Raw genomic sequence first — 24339 nt, forward strand, 5'->3', positions numbered from 1 at the left:
TGTGATAATCGTTCTCAATAGCGCGATGGAAGGGACACGATGAGCGTGGCACAGAGCGAGGCAATTTCGGCAGAGGGTTCGTTCTTCGCGCCGGTGCGGGGCAGTCTGGCGGGGATCATCGTGCTGGCGGTCCTTGGCGCGGCCAGCAGCGTGGTGCCGTTCATAGCGATCGTCGAGTTGGCTCGCGTGCTGCTCCCGGCGATCGACGGGGCGCCGGTCGATGCGGGTCGGGTCTGGGTGATCGTGGTCGTCGCCGTGATCGCGCTGGTTGTGAGCGTCGGTGCGGCGTTTGTGTCCGGCCTGGTCGGTCATTTCGCGGATGCCGAATTGCAGCACTCGTTGCGCCGGAGGATCGTCCGCCACCTGCAGCGGCTTTCACTGGGCTGGTTTGATCGGCGCAGCTCGGGTTCGGTGCGCAAGCTGGTGGAGAACGACGTCGTAGCGTTGCACCAGCTTGTCGCGCACTCGATCCAGGACGTCCTGACCGCGATCACGGTGCCGCTTCTCAGCCTGGTCTATCTCTTCGTTGTGGACTGGCGGATGGCGCTTGCGGCGCTCGTGCCGCTCGTGTTGATCTTCCTCCTGTACCCGTTGATGATGCGGGGAGCCGGTGAGAAGTACGTGCAGTACGACCAGGCGACGCAGGCCCTGTCCGGCGCGACCGTCGAGTTCGTGCAGGGCATCGCCGTGGTCAAGCGGTTCGGGCAGGTCGGGCGCAGCCATCGCCGCTATCGTGATGCGACGGGGGAGTACTCGAGGTTCGTCGGTGAGTGGACCCGTGAGACGGCTGTCCTCTTCACGGTTGTGGAACTGCTCGCCTCGCCGATCGTCGTGCTCGCCTGGCTGCTGACCGCCGCGGTCTGGCTCGTCGCGAACGGCGGAGCCGCCCCGGTCGATGTGCTCCCGGGCCTCCTCCTCGGGCTCGGGCTCACCGCACCGCTGATGAAGCTTGGGGCTTCGGGGCAGTTCCTGCGCAACGCGACGAAGGCGCAGCAGTCGCTCGGCGCGTTCTTCGCCCTCCCTTCCGTCGCCCAATCGGACTCTCCGCAGACGCCGAAGGGCGGTTCTGTCGACTTCCAGCATGCGTCGTTCAGCTACGACGGCGAGCAGCGCGTGCTCCACGAGATCGCGGCGTCCTGCTCTCCTGGCACCGTGACGGCCCTCGTCGGCGCGTCGGGGTCGGGGAAGTCGACGCTGGCGAAGCTCGTTCCCCGCTTCTACGACGTGGATGCCGGTGCGGTTGAGATCGGCGGAGCGGACGTGCGTCAGATAGCGTCGGGCGAGCTGTACCGTCAGGTCGCTTTCGTGTTCCAGGATGTGCAGCTGCTGCGCGCGAGCCTACGCGACAACATCCGTCTCACCCGGCCCGACGCGACCGACGCCGAAGTCGAGGACGCTGCCCGCGCGGCCCAGATCCACGACCGCATCCTGCGATTCGAGCGGGGCTACGACGCCGTGGTGGGCGAGGATGCGAACCTCTCCGGCGGTGAGGCCCAACGGGTCACGATCGCCCGCGCGCTGCTAGCCGATGCGCCGGTCCTCGTGCTCGACGAGGCGACCGCGTTCGCCGACCCCGACTCGGAGGCGGCGATCCAGAAGGCGCTCAGCATCCTCGCCGCCGACCGTACCGTGCTCGTGATCGCCCATCGTCTGCACACGATCGTCGCAGCCGATCAGATTCTCGTGCTCGACGGCGGCCGCATCATCGAGCGGGGCACGCATCCCGAGCTCGTCGCAAGCGGGGACCGGTTCGCGAAGATGTGGGCCGACTACCAGGCCAACCATGCCCGCTCTCTACCGGAAGGAGCGGGCGCATGATGATCGGTCGTCTGCTGCACTACTGCTCGCCCCGCGCCCGGCGTCTGGTGATCGCGGAGTTGAGCTTCGTCGTGGTCGCCGCGGTGCTGCAGGGCATCGCGTTCCTGCTGCTCGTGCCGCTGCTGCGCTCGCTGTTCGTCGGCGACCTCGACGCCTCCTGGGGATGGCTTATCGCCGTCGGCGGGACGGCCGCGGGCTATGTCGCCGCTTCCTGGTTCGCATCCCAGATCGGGATGGAAGCATCGACCGCGGTGCTCGACTCGCTGCTGGAGCGGCTCGGCGATAGCGTGGTGTCGCTGCCGGTGGCCTGGTTCTCCACCGACCGGACCGGACTGATCACGGGCCTGGCGACGCAGGGCGCGATGTTCGTTTCGACCATGCCCTACGCGATCCTGCGGCAGATCCTCGCCGGGTTCATCGCCCCTGGCACCGTCCTGGTCGGCATGTACTTCTTCGACTGGCGGCTCGCTCTGGCGATGACGGTGATGGTGCCGATCATCGTGATCGGCTACCGCTGGCTCAGTCGACGCATCGGCCGCGGCGACAAGGCCCACTCGGTCGCGGTCGCCGAAGCCTCCAACCGGGTCGTCGAGTTCGCCCGCGCCCAGCCCGCCCTCCGCACCGCAGGCGAAGGCTCGATCGCCGATCGGCTCGTCGACCAGGCGCTGGAAGACCAGCATAACCAGTACCGGGGTCTGCTGATGACCGGGGGCTCGGCTATCGCTCTGTTCGCGGGACTCGTCCAGCTATCGGTCACGGTGCTGTTGATCGTCGGCGCGTTCCTCGCCATCGGCGGAACCGTCGACATCGCGATCCTGATCGCGCTCCTCGTGCTCGGGGTGCGGTTCAACGAGCCGATCGTCGCCGCGGGCGACCTCGGCGGCGGCGTCGCCGTGGCGAAGACCACGATCGACCGGCTCGACGAGCTCGCCGCCGTCCCCAGACTGCCCGAGCCCGAGCATCCGGCGACGCCTACCGACTTCGGCATCGAGTTCCAGGGTGTCACCTTCGGCTACGGCGGTGACCCCGTACTGCGAGATCTGTCCTTCACCGCCCCAGCCGGAGGGATGACCGCGATCGTCGGCCCGTCCGGCTCCGGTAAGACCACGATCACCAAGCTCATCGCGCGCTTCTACGACCCGGAGGTGGGGACGGTGCTCATCGGCGGTGTGCCCGTGCCTGAGCTAGGCACGGACGTGATCGAACGCGCTGTGGCCCCGGTCTTCCAGGATGTCTACCTGTTCGACGACACGATCCTTAACAACGTCTGGATCGGCAATCCCGACCTGTCCCGCGAGGAGGTGATCGCCGCCGCCACACGCGCCCGAGTCGATGAGATCGTCGCACGCCTCCCCAGCGGATGGGACGCGCGCGTCGGGGAGGGTGGCTCGAACCTGTCCGGCGGGGAACGCCAGCGGGTCTCGATCGCCCGAGCTCTCCTCAAGGACGCACCCGTCGTGCTGCTCGACGAGGCCACCAGCGCGCTCGACATCGGCAACGAGATCGTCGTCGGCGAGGCCATTGACAATATCCGGGCCGACCGCACGCTCGTCGTCGTCGCCCACCGACTGCAGACCATCATGACCTCCGACCGGATCATCATGCTCGACGGCGAGGGCGGCATCCGCGAGTCCGGCAGCCACGCCGAACTGCTCGCGGCGGGCGGCGCCTATGCCCGGTACTGGCGCGAGCGCGTCGAGGCCGCGGGCTGGAAGCTCACCCACCACGACTGAACCACCCGAGCACAGGAAGGAACACCCCATGTCCGACACCACCGCCCCACACCGGACCGCCGCAGCCACGGCTGAACGCCAGCCCTTCTCGCTGACGTTCAAGGCCCGCGATTTCCTCAACGTCGCGATCTTCGCCGTGATCTACATCGTGGTGATCTTCGCCGTCGCAATGCTCGGCATCATCAGCCCGCTCGTGATGGTCGTCACCCTGCCCCTCGCCCCGCTGGTCGCTGGCATCCCCTACATGCTGTTCCTCAGCCGCGTGCGACACGGCGGCATGGTCACCCTCTTCGGGATCGTCTTCGGCCTCGCCTCGATGGGATGGGGACACCCGTGGCAGAGCGCCCTCGTCATCGTCGCCTTTTCCCTGATCGGCGAGCTCGTGATGTACGCCGGACAGTACCGCTCCAAGTGGGCCGCGATCTGGACCTACACGACCTTCTCGGCATGGATGATCGGTCCCTGGATTCCGTTCTTCCTGGACCCCGCCGCATACATCTCGCAGCAGGCCAGCCAGTCGATGGGCAGCGAGTACGCGACGCAGATGGAAGCGGTCCTGACCGGGCCAGTCGTGCTCGGCGTGTGGGTCGCCGGGATTGTCTTCGGCTTCCTGGGGGGCCTGCTCGGAGCCGCGGTGCTGCGCAAGCACTTCGTGAAGGCGGGACTCGCATGACCGACACAGCTCTGCCGCCCGGGTCAGCCCGGCCTCGACTCTCGTTGCGGTTCAGCGCGCGCGACCTGGTGAACGTCGCGATGTTCGCCGTCCTGATGATCGTCGTCACCTACGCGATCGGGATGCTCGGCATCGTCTCACCTCTGGTCTGGCTCGCGGTCGTGCCCGTGTCGGTGCTCGTGAACGGGATCGTGTTCATGCTGTTCGTCACGCGGGTCAGGCACGCGGGGATGGTGACGCTGCTCGGCGTCGTGGTCGCGCTGTTCTACCTGCTGACCGGCAATACGGTCTTCAGCTCGATCGGGATCATCGTGCTCGCGGTCCTCGCAGAGGTCGTGCTCTGGGGCGGGGGTTATCGTTCGCGATGGGCGGCGATCTGGGCGTACACGATCTTCGCCCTGAGCTTCTTCACCCCGTTCCTGCCGCTCGTCTTCGATCGCGAAGGCTACCTGACCAGTCCGAGCTTCACCAGGATGGGCGACGAGTACGTCGCCGGCGCCGATGCGCTGACCACGCTGCCCGTGCTCGGCGTCCTGGCGGTCGCGGTCGCCGTCGCCGGGTTCCTCGGCGGCCTGCTCGGCTCCGCCGTTCTGCGCAAGCACTTTGTCCGCGCCGGCCTTGCCTGACCTCGCCGCCACCGTCGGCACCGCCCGCCGCGGTGTTGCTGGGCGACGGGGGCTCGACCCACGCAGCAAGATCCTGCTCGTGCTGCTCGTCAGTCTCGCCGTGATGAGTCCCGGTGGGCTGGTGTTCGTGCCGGCAAGCATCGTGCTGGCCACCGTGCTCGCGGTGACGGAGCGCGCCTGGTCACGTGCCCTGCTCGTCCCTGTCGCGGCGGTCGTCATGTACGTGCTCGGCTGGGTTCTGCCGCTGGTCTGGGCGAACCCCGTTGTGACCGTCGTTGCCATCTGCTGCGGGTACCTCATCCGCTTCATCGCCGCGTTCGGCGTCGGCGCCCACCTCATCGCCACCACCTCGCCGACCCAGCTCAGCGCTGCGCTGAGGGCCTGGCATGTGCCCCGAGCGATCTCCGTCACGCTCGCCGTGATGCTCCGGTTCTTCCCGGTTGTCGCCGCGGAATCCGCCGCGGTCCTCGATGCCATGCGCCTGCGCGGACTGGCGGGCACGACGGACCTTGCCCGGCATCCGATCCTCGGTATCGAACGCTTCACCGTCCCGATGATCGCCGCGAGCCTACGCGCCAGCGAGGACCTCTCCGCCTCGGCGATCCTGCGCGGGCTCGGCTCACGCCGCGTCCCCGTCTCCCTCGACCCACCCCGGTTGGGCTGGCTCGACCTTGTGCTGCTCCTCGCATTGACCGTTCTCGCGGCCGCGAGCCTGCTCCTGCCGAACCCCCTCACGATGGTGATCGCATGATCGAGATAGCGGGAGTTTCCTGGACCTATCCGCACGCGGAAGCCCCGGCGCTGCGCGACCTCGACCTGCGGATCGCACCCGGTGAGTTCGTCGTGCTGTGCGGGGCGTCGGGCTCCGGCAAGTCGACGGCGCTCCGGCTCATGAACGGCCTCGTGCCACAGTTCCACGATGATGGGATCCTCAGCGGGACCGTCACTGTCGAGGGGATGGTCACCACCGACGTCGAGCTCGATGCCCTCGGCCTCGTCACCGGCACCGTGCTCCAGCACCCACGACGCCAGTTCTTCACCGACAACGCCCGCGAGGAGACAGCCTTCGCGATGGAGAACTTCGGCTTCCCCCGCGACGAGATCCGAGCGCGCGTCGAGGCGACCATCGCCGACCTCGCGGAGCGGGTTCCGATCGAACAGCGCCTGCAGCACCTCTCCGGCGGGCAGCAACAGCAAGTCGCGATCGCCGCCGCCGCCGCCCACGACCCGCGCATCCTGCTGCTCGATGAACCCAGCTCCAACCTCTCCGCCGACGCCGTGCACCGGCTCACCGCGACCCTCGCCGAGCTCAAAGCCCAGGGCGTCACGATCGTCATCGCCGAGCACCGAGTGCGCTACCTGCAGGACCTGATCGACCGGGTCGTGGTCATGCGCGACGGCGCCGTCGACATCGAATGGACCGCCGCGCAGTTCCGCGCCGTCCCCGACGAACTGCTCGCCAAGGAGGGACTCCGCGGGGAGGTCCGCTTACCCGAGCTGCCTGTCCTGCCCGCGGCCGGCCGCAGCGCGGTCGAGCCGACGCAGGTAGGGAACGCTCCGAGCGGGACGCTGCTGTTGGCCGGCATTCGCTGCCAGCTCGGTGGACGCATGGTTCTCGACCTCGAGCGCGTCTCCTTCGCAGCCGGAGAGGTGACCGCGATCCGCGGCGTCAACGGCGCGGGAAAATCCACCCTCGCACGCATCATCTCCGGCCTGCAGAAATCCGCCGGCACCATTCGGCTCGACGGGAGAGTGCTGAACAGGCGCGCGAGACAGCGCGTGAGTACCATCGTGATGCAGGACGTGCAACGTCAGCTGTTCACCGACAGCGTGCAGGCGGAGATCGACCTCGCCGCGGTAGACGCCCCGACCGCTCCCGACCCGGCCGCCGTACTCGCCGCACTCGACCTCGACCATCTGGCCGAGCGGCACCCGCTGTCGCTGTCCGGCGGACAGCAGCAGCGCCTCGTCGTCGCGGGCGTCCGCGTCGCTGGCCGCCGCATCGTGATCTTCGACGAACCCAGCTCGGGCGTCGACCGCCGTCACCTCCAGTCGATCTGCGATCAAATCCGCCAGGTCGCCACCGCCGGGGCGGTGGTGCTGCTCATCAGCCACGACGACGACCTGCTCGCCCTGGCCGCCGACCGGCAGCTCACCTTGACCCCACCCGCCTCGGAACGGCAGCTCGCGTCCGTCCATGCTGGCAGGAACCGATGAAGGAGGCAGCATGATCGAGCCCATCCGGACACCCGCGCCCGAGACGACCGCGCCTCGCCCGCAAATCCCGCTGCTGCTCGCGGCGGTGCTGCTCATCTACCTCGGGCCGATGACCCTCAACCCGAGCATCGCGCCGCTGTCACGCGAAGTCGGGCTCGCCGAATGGCAGATCGGAGTCACCAAGCAGAAAGACTTGGAATGGGCTCTTCCCCGACCTCTGCGACGATTGCCCACCAGGTGACGGATCATCGTGCATGGGATCACACGGATATCACGTGAGGAGAGCTTGCAGGCTGCCCGTTTCCCGCTGTTGGTGCGGCATGCAGTCCATGCCCTTGATGCCCTTGTTGGGTCAGGAGGAGTGCTGGAAGGTGCGGCGCGAGGGCGGAAGTTATGAGTCGAGGTCGAGCATCGTGAGTCGAGCTGAAGGTGGCTGGATCGGAGGACGTGCGAGCGTCTATTTATCACAGGTGTGATAGTTTTGAGTTATGGGTCATCTTGATGTCGCTTCGGTGGCGTACACGCTGGCGGATGGTCGGTCGCTGCTGCGTGACGTCTCGCTCAGCCTGGGGGCGGGTGAGCGGGTCGCCGTTATCGGCGCGAACGGCGCGGGGAAGAGCACGCTGCTGCGGATTGTTACTGGCGAACTCTCACCGGACTCCGGTGCGGTGACTCGTGACGGCAGCTTGGGTGTGATGCGACAGTTCGTCACGGGCGCGACAGTCAGCGAACTGTTGCTGTCGGTCGCGCAGCCGGTGATCCGCGATGCCGCCGCGCGGCTTGCGCGCTCTGAGGCCGTGATGAACGAACGAGGTACAACCCAGTCGCAGATGGCGTTTGCGTCGGCGGTCGCCGCATGGGGCGAGGTGGGCGGTTATGACACCGAGGTGTTGTGGGATGTCTGCACGGTCGCCGCTCTCGGAGTGCCGTTCGATAGGTGTCGCGACCGGTCGTTGTCCACGCTGTCAGGTGGGGAGCAGAAGCGGCTCGCACTGGAGGCGCTGCTGCGCGGGCCGGATGATCTGCTGCTCTTGGATGAGCCGGACAACTCCCTGGACGTTCCGGGCAAACGCTGGCTGGAAGAGCAGTTGCGCGCGACGGGCAAGGGTGTGCTGTACGTGAGCCACGACCGTGAGCTGCTGGCACGGACGGCAACCTCGATCGTGACGCTGGAGCTTGGCGCGGCGGGCAACACCGCATGGACGCATCCGGGCGGGTTTGACACCTACTACCGTGCGCGGGGACAGCGGTTCGAGCGGTTGGACGAGCTGCGCCGCCGCTGGGACGAAGAACACGCGAAGCTGCGCGCGCTCATGCTCATGTATAAGCAAAAGGCCGCTTACAACTCAGACATGGCCTCCCGCTACCGGGCGGCGCAGACCCGGCTGACCCGGTTCGAGGAGGCCGGGCCTCCGCAGGAGCAGCCTCGCGAGCAGCGCCTTCAGATGCGGCTGCGCGGTGGGCGGACCGGGAAGCAGGTGTTGACCTGCGAGGCGCTGGAGCTGACGGGTCTGATGCGTGCGTTCGACTTCGAGGCGTACTTCGGTGATCGGGTCGCGGTGCTTGGTGCGAACGGGTCGGGCAAGTCGCACTTCCTGCGCCTGCTTGCGGCCGGGGGCACGGACCCCGCACCGGGCCAGGAGCCCGTGACCGATGTGAGGATCGAACCCGTGCCGCACGCGGGCGCAGCGCGGCTTGGTGCGAGGGTTCGGCCGGGATGGTTTGCCCAGAATCGCAGTCGCCCCGACCTCGCGGGCCGCACCCTGCTGGACATCCTGCACCGCGGTGATGAGCACCGCACCGGCCTGCCGCGCGAGGACGCCTGGCGGGTCCTCGCTCGCTACGAGCTGGCGCAGTCCGCGGAGCAACTGTTCGACTCGCTGTCTGGCGGGCAGCAGGCGCGGTTCCAAGTTCTGCTGCTGGAACTCGGCGGCGCGACGATGCTGCTGCTGGACGAACCGACCGACAACCTCGACCTCGTCTCCGCCGAAGCCCTCCAACAGGCACTCAGTGCCTTCGAGGGGACGGTCCTCGCCGTCACGCACGACCGCTGGTTCGCCCGCGATTTCGATCGTTTTCTCGTCTTCGGGGCAGAAGGAGACATCTATGAGAGCAGCGATCCCGTGTGGGACGAGGCTCGCGTCACCAGGGAGAGGAAGTAAGAGCCATGCCCGCACGGATCGACCCGGAGCAGCGTCGGCAGCAGGTCATCGAGGCAGCATTCCGCCTCGTCGTCGCCGAAGGCATCGAAGGTGTGTCACTGCGGAAAGTGGCTGATGAGTCCGGTCTGAACATCGGCTCGGTGCGGCACTACTTCGACGGTCATCACGATCTGCTCACCGCTGCCGCAGAAGAAGCCGGCGACCGGATGGGGCGCCGTCTCGCCGCCCATCCCGCCGAAGGACTGCGCGGACTCACCGGTGAGGCGGCGCTCGACGCCCTGCAAACCCTGGTCGAGACGGTCATGCCGGTCGATGAGCCACGTCGAGACGAGGCGATCGTGGTGGTCGAACTGATCATGGCCTCCCGAACGATGCCGGTGTTCCGCGCGATGTCTGCGCGCATGGCCGCCGACCTTGCCGCGGTCCTGCGCGACGCACTCGACTCCCTCGACGTGCCTGACGCTGACCTCGCCGCTGCGCAGCTCGCCGCCGTGATCGGCGGGCTGACTCTGGACACCGTGACGCCGCACGGCGGTCTGAGCGTCGAACGCTTGCGAGCCGTCCTGCGGGCACATCTGCGGATGCTGCTCGCGAACGCGCGTCACGGGTGATGCGTATGCCTGCTTGGTTGTTCACGTTGCTCGCCGCTGCGTTCGTGCTATACACCGACGACTACGTGATCGCCGGAATCCTGCCTGAACTCGCGGCCGATCTTGGGGTCACCGAGGGCCAGGCCGGACAACTGGTCACCGTGTTCTCCCTGACCGTCGCCATCACCGCACCGGTCGCGGCAGTCTTTCTCGCGGCGGTGCATCGGCGGAGACTGTTCACGACCGCGTTGCTTGTCTTCATCGCCGCGAACATCGCCGCCGCGGCCACCGATTCGTTTGCGGTGTTGACGGTGCTGCGCGTTGCCGCTGCGTTGGCGGCTGCGGCCATGACCCCGGCGCTGTTCGCGTTCACCGCCCGTCACGCACCAGCGCAGAAGGTCGGCAGGTACATCGCCATCGTCTCGCTCGGCGTCACGGGATCGATCGCAGCCGGGGTGCCGCTTGGCACCTGGATCGGTGGCGTGCTCGGCTGGCGAGCGACCTTCGCGACGATGTCCATCGCCGGGGCTCTTGTCCTCATCCTCGTGCTCAGCACCCTGCCCCGCTCCGAAGAAACCCACGGCGCGCCACGGCTGTCCGAGCAGTTCCGCATCCTGCGGCGAGCTCCGATCTCACTCGGGTTGCTGGCGAACTGCCTGCTCATGACCGGCTCGATGATGATGCTCACCTACCTCGCCCCCTACCTGGCCGCGACCACAACAGCAGGCATCGAAGAACGCGCACTCGCCTTCAGCCTCTCCGGGATCGCTGGCATCGGGGGCATCTGGCTCGGTGGGATCGCTACTGACCGCCTCGGCGCGAATCGAACCCTGCTGATCGGTATCGGCATGATCGTCGCCACGATGATCGTCCTCTGGGTGCTCTGGACGGCCAGACCCGCTCCGCTGCCGCTCGTGCTGGTCGTCGCGACGTTGTGGGGCGGTATGGCGTTCTGGAACTCCCCAGCAATCCAAGCCCGCCTGCACCATCTTGCCGGTCCCGTCTCCGGGCAAGCGCTGGCGCTGAACACTTCCGGCACCTACCTCGGGGTGTCCATCGGGGCTGCGGCAGGAGGCGGCATCCTCTCCGCCGCTGGGGTGGGCGTCCTCCCGCTCACGGCAGCAGGCTTTGTTACCTCCGCGCTTCTCGTGCTTGCTCTGGCCCGCAGCGCTACTCGAGTTCCCGTGACTGGCTGACCGTGAGCAGGCCACGTCGTGCGCGAATCACAGCCTCCACCCATCACGGGCCTCGCAGCGCGCAGACCGCAGGTCGACCACATCGAAGCCAAAGAGACTGCAGCGGACGCCGACAGGATTCGGGCGCTCAGGAACGGCAGACAACGGCTCGCCGAGTTTCGGTTGTTCTCATCCGAGACGCGGGTGATCAGTCCAACACCGGCAAGCCCGGTGACTGTCGTCCGCGTAAGTCCCTTCCTGTGCATCAGACGAGCCGGGGCAAGTCCCGACGGCGCACCAAGTCGGCTGCGGGGCCGTAGGACGACCTTCCGGCAAGCCGTCCCGCACCGACAGGATCGCCGCCCTGACGCGGAGCACATCGCGCTTCTGCTGACGGGCGGCGGTTGTAGCGACACTGCGGCGCGCGTCCCGGCGTGGGTGCCGGTGGCGCACCTCCTTCACGGGAGGCGCCACCGTGACCGAACACACCTCACCCGCCGCGAGCGACGATGCCGCGGCCTCGGCTGGCTCGGACAGCCACGGGTTCGAGACGCCGGAGGGGTTACGTGCCCTGCTGATCCGGTTGCATGAGTCTGGTCCTGGGGCCTGGCAGAGTGACCGTGAAGCGGCGGAACTGATGCGATACACGGCAGACAGATATCAGCGGATGGCTCGTAAGTACGGGCTGGATGCGTGGGAGGTGGCCTCGGCGGCGTTCGAGGTAATGCTTGCCCCATCAACACGGAACGCGGGGAATCCGTGGGCGGTGGTGACTCGCGCCGTCCAGATCACCTGTGGCGTCGAGGTTCGGGCTGCGGGGATGCTGATCGCACCCGGCAAGGTCCGCCACACGACCAGGATCGCCGGGTTCCACGACGCGATAGGGCCTGCTGAGGGTTTGGTTGACTCTGTTCCTTATGCCGCCAGGGCGACGGCCGGTTTCATGATGGTCTCGAACTCGACGGGGGTCAACTTTCCCAATCGTCGTTGTCGCCTGCGGCGGTTGTATGTCGCTTCGATCCAGTGGATGATCGCAAGGCGTAGCTCGGCGCGGGTGGTCCAGCGACGTCTGTCGAGAACGTTGGTTTGCAGGGTTGAGAAGAAGCTCTCCATGGCCGCGTTGTCGCCCGCGGCGCCGACTCTGCCCATCGATCCGACGAGCCCGTGTCGGCGCAGTGCCTTCCGGAAGCGCCGGGAGCGGAACTGGCTCCCCCTGTCGGAGTGGACGATGCATCCGGCGACGTGTCCGCGTCTGGTGACGGCGTCCTCGAGCGCGGCGACGGCAAGCCTCGCGGTCATGCGTGGCCCGGTGGCGTAGCCGACGATCTTGCCCGCGAACACGTCCTTGACTGCGCAGGCGTAGAGCTTGCCCTCGTCAGTGGCATGCTCGGTGATATCGGTGAGCCAGATTTCGTTCGGACCGTTCGCGGTGAACTCGCGCTGCACCCTGTCGTCATGCACCGCGGGCCCGGGCCTGCGGCCCTTCCCACGCTTCCGGGTGGTGATCTCCGAGGCGATGCCCTCTTGGTGACACAACCGCCACACACGCCGCTCGCTCGCCGTCGCGCCGTCCGCGACGACCTCGTCGGCGAGGAGCCGATACCCGAACGTCGGGTCATCGTCGTGAGCGTCACGGAGAGCATTGATCAGCCTTGCGTCTGAGGCATCCCGTGGCGAGCAGGGCCGCTTCTTCCACTGGTAGTAGGCCTGCTTACTGAAGCCGAGGACCCGGCACGTCACCGCGACCGGCGAGGCGCCGGCCGCGGCAAGGTCTTGGACGAGCGGGAACATCATTTTGGGGATTGGCCGCCGAGCTTCAGATTCGCCTGCGACAGATACGCCGTCGCCTTCCTGAGGATCAGATTCTCTGTCTGGAGCTCCTTGATCCGCTTCAACATCGCGACCTGCTCACGCCGCTCATCGGCATCGCTCGCAGGCTCGATCCCGCGGCCCGTGAGCTGCGCGGCACGCACCCAGGCCTGCAACGCGGACTTCGACACATCAAGATCCGCACACACCTGCTTCTGCGGAATCCCGGACTCAACGAGCTCGACCGCGGTCTGCTTGAACTCATCCGCGTACTTCTTCGGCATGGCCATATCCTCTCCCGCCCGAAAGCGGACTACGAGTCAACCAAACCGACAGCAGGCCCATACGGTTCGCCGAGCGAGAGCACCTGGCCGACTATCACCCCGCCTTCGCCGTCAACCCCGCTAGCGATGTCGATGCCGACACCGGCGAGGATGACGGAGGGGTCACTGCCGCTCTGTCGGCGATAGTGGAGCTATTCGCCTCTACGGGGTGGGATGCTGTGCTCGTGGCCGATTGCGTGGAGCATGTGGCGTACCGGCTTGCTGATCTGCCCTCACGGTCCCGCGCGGTGGAGGTGCTGCGCCGTGACCACGCTATCGCGGTGCTGCTGGGGACACCGCAGAGGTCATGGTCGGCGCTGGTGCGGATCGTGTTGGGGCATTCCGATCCCAAACATGCAGGCACCCCGACCGGTGATGGCGTTCTGCTGCGCTTGCTCAGCGGCGAACCCCTCGATTCCCTGCGGTGCGACACCGGCTTGTTGGCCGCGATCTGGTCCGCCAAGCCGAACAAATGAGCCGCTCCCTGAACTCCGGCGACAGGCAGACGGGCGGGGCGTCGCACCTGACAGTATGAGCACCCCGACCGCCGCCGCTGTATCTGCCGTTGCCGCGCCGCCAGTGTCCCCAGCAAGCTCCACGCTGGGGGCGCGGCTCGCTGCCGCTTCGCGCCAGGCGCAGGGCCTCGCCCAAGCGGTGGACAACCCGGCGGTGCTGTCCGAGCTGCGGGAGCTGTGCGGCGCGCCCAGGTCCACGAGACAGGCAGCGACCGTGATGCGCGAAGGCCCCGCGCCCTGAACCGCTGGTGACGGTCAGGACGCGGGGCCGACTGCACCCGGGGGCTGTTCAGGCGCGCCAGATGAACTCGACCCGGCGGGCGAGAACGTCGGCGCGGTGCGCGTCACGGCGGGCGTGGAACGCCTCGGTGGTCTCGTTGCGGCGCTTGGGCACGGCGGTCATCATGTCGTCGGGGTGCGCGTGGACGAGCACAGCTTGCAAGATCAGGCTGGTGGTCTGGTACTGCCACATCGGCGTGCGGCCCTTCCATTCGGCAGCGACGGTGGTCATGTCGATACCCGGCCCCGTGTGCTCGGGCAGGGCGGCGGCGTACTCGCGGCGCGTGGCCTCGATCCGCTCAGCGATCCGAGCCCGCTGCCGCACCCACATGGCCTTGTCGATCAGCCCGTCGTAATGGTCATCGTCCAACCGCGCCAGGCGCTCCCGGTCAGCGTCGAGCTTCGCGGTCAGCCCGACGCGCACCCCCGCGTCCGCGCTCGGTCTCGTACGCGTCATGGGATTGAGGGTGATCTGCTCGAACGTCGCCAACACCGCTTCCTCCACGAGCTTCGACACTTCGGCGGAGCGGATCGAGCGGTGGCACCCGCCGCGTGTTGGCTGGATGCACTGGTACACGTCGCCTCGGTGGAGCATCGCCGTTCCGCAAGCAGAGCAGCGGATCAGCCCTGAGAACGGATACATCCGCTTCGCGACCCCGCTGCCGGGTTGATGGAAGTTCCGGGCCTTCTTCCGCGCGTCGAGCACGTCGGAGACCTGCTGCCAGGTGTCTTTATCCACGATCGCAGGCCACGCCGCCTCCACCTGCATCAGCGAGGTCTTGGAGCGGGTGCCGTCTGGCAGGATCGGCCGGTACTCGCGCACTCCCTTGGTGGAGGGGTTGCGCAGCATCAGTTTGAGTGTCCTGTCCGACCACGCGCATCCGTGGGTGGTGAGCACGCCGCGTTCGTTCCAGTCCTTGCGAATCCGGTATAGCGACTCGCCCGCCAGCACGCGCTGCATGGCCTCGGCCACCATCGGCCCGGTCACCGGGTCGATGACGAGGACGCCAGCTTTGGCGCGGTAGCCGAACGGCACCCTGCCCCCATGCCACGCGCCCTCAATGGCCTGCTGCTTCGCTGCACGAGCGACCCGGCGGGCGGTGTCCGCACTGGACTTGTTCGCCATCGCCACCAGCACCCTGGCCATCGCTACATCGGAATCCGTGTCCAGGCGCAGCGAGCCAGTCACCGAGCGAACCCCGAACCCACCGAGCACCTTGGCGTCGATGAGGTCTTCCAGGTCGCGCGGGTCGCGCACCGCCCGATCCAGGTCGTAGGCGACCATCGCCTGCGCTTGCCCGTCTGCGAGGTGTTTGAGCATAGCGCGGAACTGCGGGCGGATCACTCGCCGCACCCGCTCACCCGAGGGCAAGGTGATCGTGCGCTGTTTGAACGCCGATGTGTCGTTCTCCCGGAACACTCCCGCGACTTCCCAGCCGTGAGCGGCGGCGTAGGCGCGGCAGTCCGCCTCCTGCCGATCCACCCCACGCTCGCTACCCTCCGGGTCATCACTGATCCGCACATACACCACCGCCCGCGGTGACGATGCTGATCCCGTGGGTCTGCTGCACGGATAGGTGACGGTTCTAGTCACGCCGCCAGTGCAACGGTCGTGTTCATGATGGTCTCGAATTCAACGGGCGTCAAACGTCCCAGGGCGGTCTGCCTGCGCCGGCGATGATAGGTGCGCTCGATCCAGGTCACGATCGCGATGCGTAGCTGCTCGCGAGTGGCCCAGTGTCGGCGGTTAAGGACGTTCTTCTGCAGCAGGGCAAAGAAGCTCTCCATGGCCGCGTTATCGCCAGCCGCAGCCACTCTCCCCATGGATCCGACCATCCTGTTACGGGTCAGAGCGCGCAGGAACTTCCGGCTTCGAAATTGCGACCCGCGGTCGCTATGAACCACGCAGCCGGCGACGTCGCCGCGCAGGGCGACGGCGTTCTCGAGTGCTCTCACGGCCAGGCTGGATTTCATTCTCGAGCCGATCGAGTACCCGACGATCTTGTTCCCGAACACGTCCTTGACCGCGCAGAGATAGAGCTTTCCCTCAGCAGTCTTGTGCTCGGTTATGTCGGTCAACCAGAGCTGGTTCGGGCCATCGGCGGTGAACTCGTGCCGGACCCTCCCGTCCGCGTCGGTGACAGTGCACAGATCGTCGTGAACGGCAGGCCCTGGCCGCTTGCCGTTGTTGCCCTTGTTCTTCCCGAACACGCTCCACCAGCCGTTCGCTGACGTGATCCGCCACGCCGTCCGGTCCGTCATCGATTCACCTTCCTGACGGGCCTGGTCGGCGAGGAGTCGATGCCCGAACTCGGGGTCGTCCTGGTGCGCGTCGAACAGCGCGTTCGCGCGATACGCCTCCACGATCTCGGCATCGGTGACCGGTCGCTTCAGCCACCGGTAGTAGGGCTGTCGAGAGAGCATGAGAACCCGGCACGTCACCGTGACGGGAATCCCGTCAGCGGCGAGCTCTGTCACGAGCGGGTAGTACCTTTTCCCGGCAGATGCGCCTGCGCGAAATACGCCGCAGCACGGCGGAGCACCTCGTTCTCCTGTTCCAGGAGCCGGTTGCGCTTACGCAGCGCACGCACCTCATCGCTCTCCGCACGCCTCACACCCGGCTGCTCACCGCCCTCGATGCGCGCTTGACGCATCCACTTATCCAGCGTCCCGACATGAACACCGAAGTCTTCCGCGATCTGCGCGAGCGTGACCTCGGGATCACGCTGCTGCGCGACCCGGACGACGTCTTCACGGAACTCCTTCGGAAACGGCTTGGGCATAATGACATCCTCCCAGGCCAGCCCTCCGGGCTAGCCACCTCAGATGTCACCTATCCGTGCAGCAGACCCACATGCCCTACGCCCCCGCAGGCCGGGTCGAGAAGCTCGTCGCCGACTACTACCAGCGCATCACCCTCACCCCAGCCATGACCGACGCACTCCGGGGCATGCTCACCCACGAATTCGACCAGCTCACCGCGGGCACGAACCAGTCCATCCGAGACCTCACCGACCGCCGCAAACAGATCCTCACCGAGCAGGACAAGCTCCTCGAAGCCCACCTCGCCGACGCACTGTCACTGGACCAGCTGGGGAAGTTCCAGACCCGGCTGCGCGCCGAGCTCGAGGGCATCGAAGCGCAGATCGCCGAACACCACAACGACTACCAAGGAGCCCGCGACCTCATCGACGGAGCCCTCGACCTCGCACGCGACTTCGCACGCATGTATGAGCGGTGCGACGAGCAGAACAAGCGCCTCGCGAACCAGACCTTCTTCACCCGCATCTACCTCAACGAGGGCGACACACTCACCGCCGACACCGCCGCGCCCTTCGCCACCATCCTCGACGACACCACGAAGCAGCAAGCCATCACCTGGGCCGAAGCACACACGGCCTCAGACGAGAAGAGCGATGTTGTAACCCAAGACCTGTTTCCTCAGGCCCGGGTTACAACATCGCTCATTGAGTGCGGGCGGCGGGACTCGAACCCGCACGCCGTGAAGCACAGGAACCTAAATCCTGCGTGTCTACCAGTTCCACCACGCCCGCGCGGATCCATTCTATGGGGCCGTCCAAGGCACCTACGGGGCGTCCCGCACTCGTAGGCTGATGCTCGTGAGCATTTCGAAGGTCATCGTGGTCTGCACAGGGAACATCTGCCGTTCGCCGATGGGGGAGGTGGTCCTGCGAGAGCGCCTGGCTGAGGGCGAGATCGATGCGGATGTCGTCTCATCCGGAATCAGCTCGGAGGAGCTGGGCAACCCGATCGACCCGCGTGCAGCCGAAGCGCTGGCGGCTCGCGGGTACGAGGTGCCGCGGCGGACGGCGCGCTGGGTCGGCGACACGGACGACGTCTCCGGCGACCTGATCCTGGCGATGACCCGACAGCACCGCGACGCGCTGATCCGCCGCGGTGCTGATCCGGCACGGACGCGGCTCTGGATGGAGTTCGTGCCGGGTGCAGATGATGCCGACGTCTCCGACCCGTGGTTCGGCGACCGCGACGGCTTCGAAGAGACACTCGATCTCATCGAAGCCGCCGCACCGCAGATCGTCGACACGATCCGCGCTTCGCGGACGTAAGGCGATCACCGCAGCCTGCGCCACAGCGCCGCCCAGTGCTCGGGGCGCAGGTCGCGCGGGCGCCCGTCGCCGTGCACGCCCGCATCGCGCAGCGCGCGTTTGGTGCGGTTCCGGTCGACACGGGCGGCACGCGAGATGAGCGCGGTGAGCGAACCGCCCCTGCCCGTGAACACGTTGCTGACGAACGACGTGTACGCGGTGCGATCGCTGTCGGGCACCAGCGGTTCGTCGCGTCGGGAGATCCGGAGGATGCCCCCGTCCACACTCGGCTGAGGAGCAAAACCCCACGACGGCACGCGTCCTGCGAGGTCGAATGCGAACCAGGGCGCGGACTGCGCGGTCATCATCGTGCCTCCGCCGACTCCTGCGCGTTTGCGAGCGACCTCCCACTGGGTCAGCAGGATCGCCGTTCGCCACGACCGGCGGCCGAGCAGCCGACGGAAGATCGGCGTCGTCAGATGGAACGGCAGGTTTCCGACGATCACCGGGTCGGCGAGCGGGTGCGTGAGCACATCTGCGTGGTGCACACGGACACCTGGCAGTGACGTGCGCAGCCGGGCGACGCGATGCTCGTCGATGTCGATCGCCGTGACGGGGCGGTTCAGCCGAGCGAGGCGCGCGGTGAGCGCGCCGTCACCGGCGCCGAGCTCGAGTATGGCGCCGGACGTGTCGGAGACCAGCGACGTGATGCGGTGCAGAGTGGGGCGGTGGTGAAGGAAGTTCTGGCCGAGTTCGTGTCGGCCGCCAGAGGCAGAACGAGGCAAGTCGCGCTCCAAGAAGAGAAGTTGGAGCGCCTCGAGACAGGGCGAGCGCAGAATGCGAGAAGTCGCCGATCCGAGGCGCAGTGGAATCTCGGATGGACGGCGCGCGATAAGAGGGGTAAGCGAGCGCGCCGTCAGGCGCGGCGGTCGCGAACCATGCGGTCACACGCCATCAGCGACGTGCAGATCAGACTTCCCATGCGGGCAGGCTATCACGTGACCACGCCGTGATCCGGCGAGAGCGGCGCGCGGCCTGCCTGTGGATAATTTCTGCAGGGTCGACACGATCTGAAGTAGACAGGAAGGCGTGAGCGCTGTTCCTGCTGACCTGACCGATCGCATCCGGGCGCGTCTGCGTGCCGAGAGCATCGATCCGTCGCGCGACGGGGAATCGACCAGGCGTCTGGTCCGCGTCGAGGTGCGCCGCCACAACGACATCGCCTCGGCACGCGGGTTCGCACCCATCGATGACGAGACGGAGTGCGAACGGGAGGTGCTCGCGGCGCTGTCGGGGTACGGGCCGCTCGAGCCCTATCTCACCGACGACACCGTCGAGGAGCTGTGGATCAATGCGGCAGACCGGATCTATGTGGCGCGCGACGGGCGCAGCGAGCGCGTGCCGCTGCGCCTGAGCGAGAACGAGGTGCGCGAGCTGGTCGAACGCATGCTGCATTCCGCCGGTCGACGGGTCGACCTCAGCCAGCCTCTCGTCGACGCCTCGCTTCCCGATGGTTCACGGCTTCACGTCGTCATTCCGGACGTATCCAGGAAGAACTGGCTGGTCAACATCCGGCGCTTCCTGCCGTCCTACCGCAGCCTCGAGGATCTCGTGCACGCGGGCTCGGTCGACATCGAAGCCGCCTCGCTGCTGCGTGAGGCCATGGCCGCAGGCCGCAGCATCATCGTGTCCGGCGCGACGCACGCCGGTAATACCACATGCAATCTCTGACGCCACTACCGAGCATCAGCGACGGGGGCGTTGGACTGACCTCGACCCCATCGCGCCGCGATACCGGGGTGAGCGTTGTGCCGCATGAAATCAACGATCTAGGACATGTGACCTGTGGATAACTTCACCGCGATACCCTGACCTACAGGTTGCTTAGCGCTTTCGTTAGCACTTCTGGCGGCCGCACTGATTGCGTATGTGAGTTAATGGGCGAGGAGTGCGGGGATTGTGTGGCGTCGAGCCGTGAGTGCTGGGGTGATGGTCGCGATTCCGACGACGAGGAGTCCAGCGACGGCGACAAGACTAGAGATGCCGACCCCATACACCGGGGTGGCGGTGTCGCTGACCTGCATCAGTGCGGCCGTCGCGACGAGTCCGACCGCGCCGTAGACGAGTGCTCCGGTGAGGAACGCTGTGCCGACGTAGATGATGGTCTCGAAAGCTGCGCTGAGCGTCGTGGTAGCGAGGGTTCCGCCACCAGTTTCGATGAGCGCGTTGTTTCGGTCGCGGGTGCGTCCGGTCATGAAGATCACCGCTGCCGCGCCGAGCGCGGCGATCAGAAGTGCGGGGCCGATGATGGTGAAGATCGACGCATGGTTGATGGTCATGTTCTGGGTTCCGCCGCCTTCGAGCGTAGTTCCGGCGGTCATGAACAGCGTGTACAGGCTGCCGGTAAGGGCGATGCCGACCATGAGCGGGGTGACCGCTGCGGTGCTCTGCGTGAGGCGGTACCGGCATCCTGTGCGGGCGAGGAACCAGGCCGGTGACCAGGAGGCTGGGATGATCGCTGTCCAGGCGCGGAGGATGAGCGGGTAGACGAAGGGCCCGAGCGCGGCGATCAGGGCGGTGAGGGCGATGCTGAACAGTTGTGCCCCGCTGACGATGCCCGCGATGCCCATACTCCCATCAGGATCATCAGTCACCATCCTTGCGATCAGGGGGGCGGCGATCACGTTGATGCCGAGAATCACTGTGGCGAGCGTCGCCACTCCTACCCCGATCCAGCGCATCACGGCGAGGCGCGCGCGGGGCTCCTCGGGCTCTCTCACGGCTTCGATCGCGGGCACCCGTCCCGCGCGGAACGCACCGCGCAGTCCCGAGACGATCACGAGCGTCAGAGCAATCCCAACCGTCCATGCCACCGTGCTGGCACCGAACACAACGGGGAGGTTCCGCAGGGAAGCTTGCTGCCCAGCGAGGGAGAGGAACACTCCCGCCGTCAACCGTCCAAGGATCAGCCCGGCACCCGTACCGGTGAGGGCGAGCAGGCAAAGCTGGATCAGCACGACCAAGGTCACTTGACGCGGGAGGATTCCAGCCAGTTGCAGAAGCGCGTAGCCGCGCCTGCCCGAACTGATCGCAAGATTCGTCGTCGCTCCGGTGACCGCGACTGCGGCAAGCACCGTGAACAGGATCGTGCCCTGCGTCATCGACACCAGCGAATCACCATCGGCTGGGCTGAGGGTCGCCGCCGTCTCAAACTGGGATATGACAGCGGACAGCACCATCGTCGCCACGGCGATCATGAGAAGACCGCCGATCCAGAGTCTCCATTCCCGCACGAGTTCCTTGGCGGCGACGATCGCGATCATGCGGCCAGCGATTCCTCTCCTGCGGCGCGCACCGCGTCCAGCACTGCCTGCGCGCTCGGCTTATGAAGCTCCGCGTGGATGGAACCATCGCGCAGCACGAGCACCCGATCGGCGCGTGCGGCCGCTTCGAGGTCATGCGTGACCAGTACCACGCTGCGCGCTCCGGAAGCTGTCTCGCGCAACAGGGAAAGCACTTGCGCCCCGGTCGTAGTATCGAGCGCCCCGGTCGGCTCGTCAGCGAACACGAGCGAAGCGCCTGACGCGAGCACCCGTGCGATAGCGACACGCTGCTGCTGACCGCCAGAGAGCTTGCTCGGCAAGAACCCGGCTCGCTCCGTGAGCCCGACCGCGTCAACTGCGGCGCTTGCATCGGCTGCCGCGCCCCGCTTACGAGCGATCCGTGCAGGAAGTGCCGCGTTCTCCATCGCGGTGAGCGACGGCACCAGATTGTAGGACTGGAAGATGAACCCCACACGATCCCGACGCATCTTCGCCAAAGCGTTTCGGCTCAGCGCCGCGATGCTCTGCCCGAACATACTCACCCCGCCAGCCGATGCCGGTTCCAGCCCTGCCAGGCAGTACAGCAGCGTGGACTTCCCCGAACCTGATGGCCCCACGATCGCGACCATCTCACCGGGGTTCACTTGGAGCGATACGTTGCGCAGCACCGCCACGGGCGGCTGCCCCTTCACCGTCTCAAACGTCTTCTCAAGATTCACGCACGCGACCAGCGGCGATGCATCGGATGCATTCGGAACAGGAAGGCTCATACAGCAATCTAAGCCCATCCTTACCCGCGCCCGCTGAAAGCCCTCACGATTCTCCAGACAGCCCCCGCTTCCAACTACGGAAACCCCTACCCCCTCAAGCGATCAACCGGCTCACCCCGCTTGCACCCCTAACCCCTTCTGTTCTTCTGACTGCACGCAGGTTACGGCCGTAGAGATGGGCTTGCATCGAGGGGTGAAATTCCTGGTCAGGGTGGAGATCCTGGAGTGAAAATGTAGGTGGCATTGCAGCGAATACCACATGCAATCTCTGACGTCGCGACCACTCGCTAGCGGCGGCGGATATCGCACAGCCGGGAGGCTCAGATGACGTGGCAGATGCCATGGTTCTCCGGTTCAGGTCATCTTCGCGTGGTGAGATGGAGTCATGAGCGAGGTCGAAGCGAGGGCGGTTCAGAAGCACTCGCGTTCGTCCTGGGTCGGGGACTCGGTGGCCGCGCTCGTGCTGGTCGTGGTGTTCTGGGTGCCACAACTGTTGTCGGCTTCTGAGGTATGGCTGACCGCCGCTGGGGTGGTGTTGGCGCTTATGGTGGCTGCTTCGGTGATGGTCCGCTGGCGGTTGCCGAGCGTCGCTCCCGTGGCCGCGCTCGTTGCGACCGGCGGTGCCTGGTTTCTGCAGGTGAGTTCTGATCCAATGCTTGCTGTCGCGTGGTGCCTGTACCCGCTTGCGCTGCGTCGTGGGCGTCGGTCGCCGGCTATTGGTGGTGCGGCTGTCGTCGTGATGATCTTGGTCTCGCTTACTTATGGCGCTCCGCCGTCTGCTGCGGGTGTGGATCAGCGGATCATCTTCGCCGCCGTTGCGATTGGTGCGGTGTGGCTGTTGGGTCAGGCCGAAGCGAAGCGGCTGGAGGCTGTGCGGGAGTCTGCTGATCGGCGGGCTGCGTGGGAGCGTGCGGTGCATCAGGCGGCGATGGCGCGTGATGTTCATGACGTGGTGGGTCATGCGCTGAGTGTGATCAGCGCGGAAGCGGAGGTTTCTCGAAGTCTTCCTGGTGTCGGTGAGGCGGAGTTGAGGGAGAGCTTGGGCGATATTGAGCAACGCGCTCGCGGCGCACTGGAAGAGGTGCAGGCGCTTGTGCGTGCGCTCCGGGACGGGGAGCCGGACGCGGGTAGTGCGATGCCGATTCAGCAGCTCGTGACTGCCGCGCGGGTCAGCGGGCTTGAGGTCGATACCCGGCTTGACGCGACGGGTCTGCCCGAAGCGACCTGTCGAGTGTTGTCGCGGGTGGTGCAGGAGGCGTTGAGTAATGTCGTGCGCCATGCCAATGCGGAGCGCTGCGAGGTCGCAGTCTGGCATGAGGACGAGAGCGTACGGGTGCGCGTCGATGACGATGGGGTCGGACTCTCGGCCGGGTATCAACCCGGCATGGGATTGACGGGCATGCGGGAGCGAGTGGGCGCGGTCGGTGGCTCCGTGACGGTGACGAACCGGCTGGAAGGTGGAACCCGGCTCCTGGCGACCTTGCCGCTAGGAGAGGGTGGATGAGCGCGCCGATCACGGTTCTCCTGGCCGATGATGATGCTGACTTTCGTCGTGTCTACCGGCGTCTGTTCGACGGCACCGACGGCTTCCGCGTCGCAGGCGAGGCGGGCACCGGCGCGGATGCTCTTCGTCTGATGGCGGCGTTGCGGCCGGATGTGGCGTTGGTGGATGTGCAGATGCCGGACGGGTCGGGCCTGGACGTGGTGCGCGGTGCAGTGGGGCTTGGCACACGGATCATCATGCTCACGACGTTTGACCTGGATGAGTACGTCAGCGAGGCGCTGCGGCAGGGTGCGGCGGGATTCCTGCTCAAGAATGCTTCCGCTCAGGAGGTGCTGGCGGCGGTGCGCGCGGTGCACGCAGGGCATAGCTCCCTGGCGCCTGAGGTCACCGCTCGTCTGGTGGATCAGTTCAGCGCCCGTCCCCGGCAGAGCCCGCACGCGTTCGCGGACACGCAGTTGAGCGACCGGGAGTTGCAGTTGATCCGCTTGATCGCCCGGGGGCACTCGAATCAGCGGATCGCTGGCGAGCTGCATCTGAGTGTGGAGACGGTCAAGACGTATGTGAAGCGGCTGTTCCAGAAACTTGACGTGAGCGACCGCACCCAGTTGGCGGTGCTCGCTCATGAGGCCGGGCTGCTGCACGCGCCTCGCTGACCCGATCTCCGGTAAGTGTCCACTTCCGGGGGTCACAATCGCGGGCGCTGACACGTCACGGTGGAGGTAACCACAGAGTTGCCGACGGCCGTGAGGAGCAGT

The 24339-nt window shown here is 66.7% G+C and carries 22 protein-coding genes and 1 tRNA gene; 15 read left to right on the forward strand and 8 right to left on the reverse strand.

Annotated elements, in window-relative coordinates; all coding sequences use genetic code 11:
- Window positions 1-39: 39 nt before the first annotated feature.
- The 10 genes from CIK77_RS18240 to CIK77_RS05175 all read left to right on the forward strand — a co-directional run bounded on the left by CIK77_RS18240 (window position 40) and on the right by CIK77_RS05175 (window position 11015).
- Window positions 40-1818 (forward strand): ABC transporter ATP-binding protein, encoded by a 1779-nt coding sequence (locus CIK77_RS18240; protein WP_087053543.1) that lies wholly within the window; start codon window positions 40-42, stop codon window positions 1816-1818.
- The gene (locus CIK77_RS05135; protein ID WP_249268442.1) at window positions 1815-3551 is read left to right on the forward strand and encodes an ABC transporter ATP-binding protein; all 1737 of its coding nucleotides are present in this window, start codon (window positions 1815-1817) and stop codon (window positions 3549-3551) included. The genes CIK77_RS18240 and CIK77_RS05135 overlap by 4 nt, the downstream gene beginning before the upstream one ends.
- Window positions 3552-3579: 28 nt before the next feature.
- Window positions 3580-4224, forward strand: coding sequence for an MptD family putative ECF transporter S component (locus tag CIK77_RS05140; RefSeq protein WP_087053542.1), 645 nt, complete (start codon window positions 3580-3582; stop codon window positions 4222-4224).
- A complete protein-coding gene (locus CIK77_RS05145; RefSeq protein ID WP_087053541.1) occupies window positions 4221-4850 on the forward strand; it encodes an MptD family putative ECF transporter S component in 630 nt (209 codons plus the stop codon). The genes CIK77_RS05140 and CIK77_RS05145 overlap by 4 nt, the downstream gene beginning before the upstream one ends.
- On the forward strand, window positions 4843-5601 hold the full coding sequence (locus tag CIK77_RS05150; RefSeq protein ID WP_249268441.1) for an energy-coupling factor transporter transmembrane component T: 759 nt from the start codon (window positions 4843-4845) through the stop codon (window positions 5599-5601). The genes CIK77_RS05145 and CIK77_RS05150 overlap by 8 nt, the downstream gene beginning before the upstream one ends.
- On the forward strand, window positions 5598-7067 hold the full coding sequence (locus CIK77_RS05155) for an ATP-binding cassette domain-containing protein (protein ID WP_087053539.1): 1470 nt from the start codon (window positions 5598-5600) through the stop codon (window positions 7065-7067). Before CIK77_RS05150 ends, CIK77_RS05155 begins: the two co-directional genes overlap by 4 nt.
- Before the next feature lie 10 nt (window positions 7068-7077).
- Entirely contained in the window at window positions 7078-7308 is a 231-nt protein-coding gene (locus CIK77_RS05160) for a hypothetical protein (RefSeq protein ID WP_087053538.1), read from the forward strand.
- Between the two features lie 247 nt (window positions 7309-7555).
- The gene (locus CIK77_RS05165) at window positions 7556-9229 is read left to right on the forward strand and encodes an ATP-binding cassette domain-containing protein (protein WP_087053537.1); all 1674 of its coding nucleotides are present in this window, start codon (window positions 7556-7558) and stop codon (window positions 9227-9229) included.
- 5 nt (window positions 9230-9234) lie between these two features.
- A complete protein-coding gene (locus tag CIK77_RS05170; RefSeq protein ID WP_087053536.1) occupies window positions 9235-9840 on the forward strand; it encodes a TetR/AcrR family transcriptional regulator in 606 nt (201 codons plus the stop codon).
- Between the two features lie 5 nt (window positions 9841-9845).
- Window positions 9846-11015, forward strand: a complete 1170-nt coding sequence (locus tag CIK77_RS05175; protein WP_087053535.1) for an MFS transporter — start codon at window positions 9846-9848, stop codon at window positions 11013-11015.
- 894 nt (window positions 11016-11909) lie between these two features.
- Here CIK77_RS05175 and CIK77_RS05185 read toward each other — a convergent pair.
- Window positions 11910-13087, reverse strand: a protein-coding gene (locus CIK77_RS05185) for an IS3 family transposase (protein ID WP_442923125.1) whose coding sequence is annotated in 2 segments (ribosomal slippage) — window positions 11910-12824 and window positions 12827-13087 — 1176 coding nt in all. Because the reading frame shifts where the segments join, the coding sequence is not laid out codon by codon here.
- 224 nt (window positions 13088-13311) lie between these two features.
- Between CIK77_RS05185 and CIK77_RS17610 the strand changes: the two genes are divergently transcribed.
- Window positions 13312-13602 carry a hypothetical protein gene (locus CIK77_RS17610; RefSeq protein ID WP_181861396.1) on the forward strand — a complete coding sequence of 97 codons (291 nt, stop codon included), beginning with the start codon at window positions 13312-13314 and terminating at the stop codon, window positions 13600-13602.
- Between the two features lie 328 nt (window positions 13603-13930).
- On the opposite strand, the gene CIK77_RS05195 is transcribed toward CIK77_RS17610, so the two are convergent.
- From CIK77_RS05195 to CIK77_RS05215, 4 genes are all read right to left on the reverse strand, one after another.
- Window positions 13931-15514, reverse strand: a complete 1584-nt coding sequence (locus CIK77_RS05195; protein WP_087053533.1) for a recombinase family protein — start codon at window positions 15512-15514, stop codon at window positions 13931-13933.
- Window positions 15511-16703 (reverse strand): IS3 family transposase gene (locus CIK77_RS05200; RefSeq protein ID WP_114347209.1). Its coding sequence is split into 2 segments (ribosomal slippage): window positions 15511-16416 and window positions 16419-16703, totalling 1191 coding nucleotides; the frame shifts between segments, so codons are not numbered across the junction. The genes CIK77_RS05195 and CIK77_RS05200 overlap by 4 nt, the downstream gene beginning before the upstream one ends.
- A 296-nt stretch (window positions 16704-16999) precedes the next feature.
- Complete coding sequence (locus CIK77_RS05210; protein ID WP_114347211.1) at window positions 17000-17314, reverse strand: hypothetical protein; 315 nt, start codon at window positions 17312-17314, stop codon at window positions 17000-17002.
- A 78-nt stretch (window positions 17315-17392) separates the two neighbouring features.
- A tRNA-Leu gene (locus CIK77_RS05215) sits at window positions 17393-17474 on the reverse strand.
- Between the two features lie 66 nt (window positions 17475-17540).
- Here CIK77_RS05215 and CIK77_RS05220 point away from each other — a divergent pair.
- Entirely contained in the window at window positions 17541-18008 is a 468-nt protein-coding gene (locus CIK77_RS05220) for a low molecular weight protein-tyrosine-phosphatase (RefSeq protein ID WP_442923126.1), read from the forward strand.
- A gap of 5 nt (window positions 18009-18013) precedes the next feature.
- Here the strand turns inward: CIK77_RS05220 and erm are convergent, their stop codons facing one another.
- Window positions 18014-18772 carry a 23S ribosomal RNA methyltransferase Erm gene (gene erm / locus CIK77_RS05225; RefSeq protein ID WP_087055982.1) on the reverse strand — a complete coding sequence of 253 codons (759 nt, stop codon included), beginning with the start codon at window positions 18770-18772 and terminating at the stop codon, window positions 18014-18016.
- Window positions 18773-19076: 304 nt separating this feature from the next.
- Between erm and CIK77_RS05230 the strand changes: the two genes are divergently transcribed.
- A complete protein-coding gene (locus CIK77_RS05230; protein ID WP_249268687.1) occupies window positions 19077-19718 on the forward strand; it encodes an ATPase, T2SS/T4P/T4SS family in 642 nt (213 codons plus the stop codon).
- Window positions 19719-19921: 203 nt separating this feature from the next.
- Here the strand turns inward: CIK77_RS05230 and CIK77_RS05235 are convergent, their stop codons facing one another.
- Together CIK77_RS05235 and CIK77_RS05240 are read right to left on the reverse strand one after the other, a co-directional pair.
- Window positions 19922-21310, reverse strand: a complete 1389-nt coding sequence (locus CIK77_RS05235; RefSeq protein WP_101601280.1) for an FtsX-like permease family protein — start codon at window positions 21308-21310, stop codon at window positions 19922-19924.
- A complete protein-coding gene (locus CIK77_RS05240) occupies window positions 21307-22080 on the reverse strand; it encodes an ABC transporter ATP-binding protein (protein WP_087054289.1) in 774 nt (257 codons plus the stop codon). The genes CIK77_RS05235 and CIK77_RS05240 overlap by 4 nt, the downstream gene beginning before the upstream one ends.
- A gap of 385 nt (window positions 22081-22465) precedes the next feature.
- On the opposite strand from CIK77_RS05240, the gene CIK77_RS05245 reads away from it, so the two are divergent.
- A complete protein-coding gene (locus CIK77_RS05245; RefSeq protein ID WP_087054607.1) occupies window positions 22466-23584 on the forward strand; it encodes a sensor histidine kinase in 1119 nt (372 codons plus the stop codon).
- Entirely contained in the window at window positions 23581-24237 is a 657-nt protein-coding gene (locus CIK77_RS05250) for a response regulator (protein WP_087054608.1), read from the forward strand. The genes CIK77_RS05245 and CIK77_RS05250 overlap by 4 nt, the downstream gene beginning before the upstream one ends.
- Window positions 24238-24339 lie beyond the last annotated feature (102 nt).

The sequence above is a fragment of the Microbacterium sp. JB110 genome, assembly GCF_003335195.1.
GTDB lineage: Bacteria > Actinomycetota > Actinomycetes > Actinomycetales > Microbacteriaceae > Microbacterium.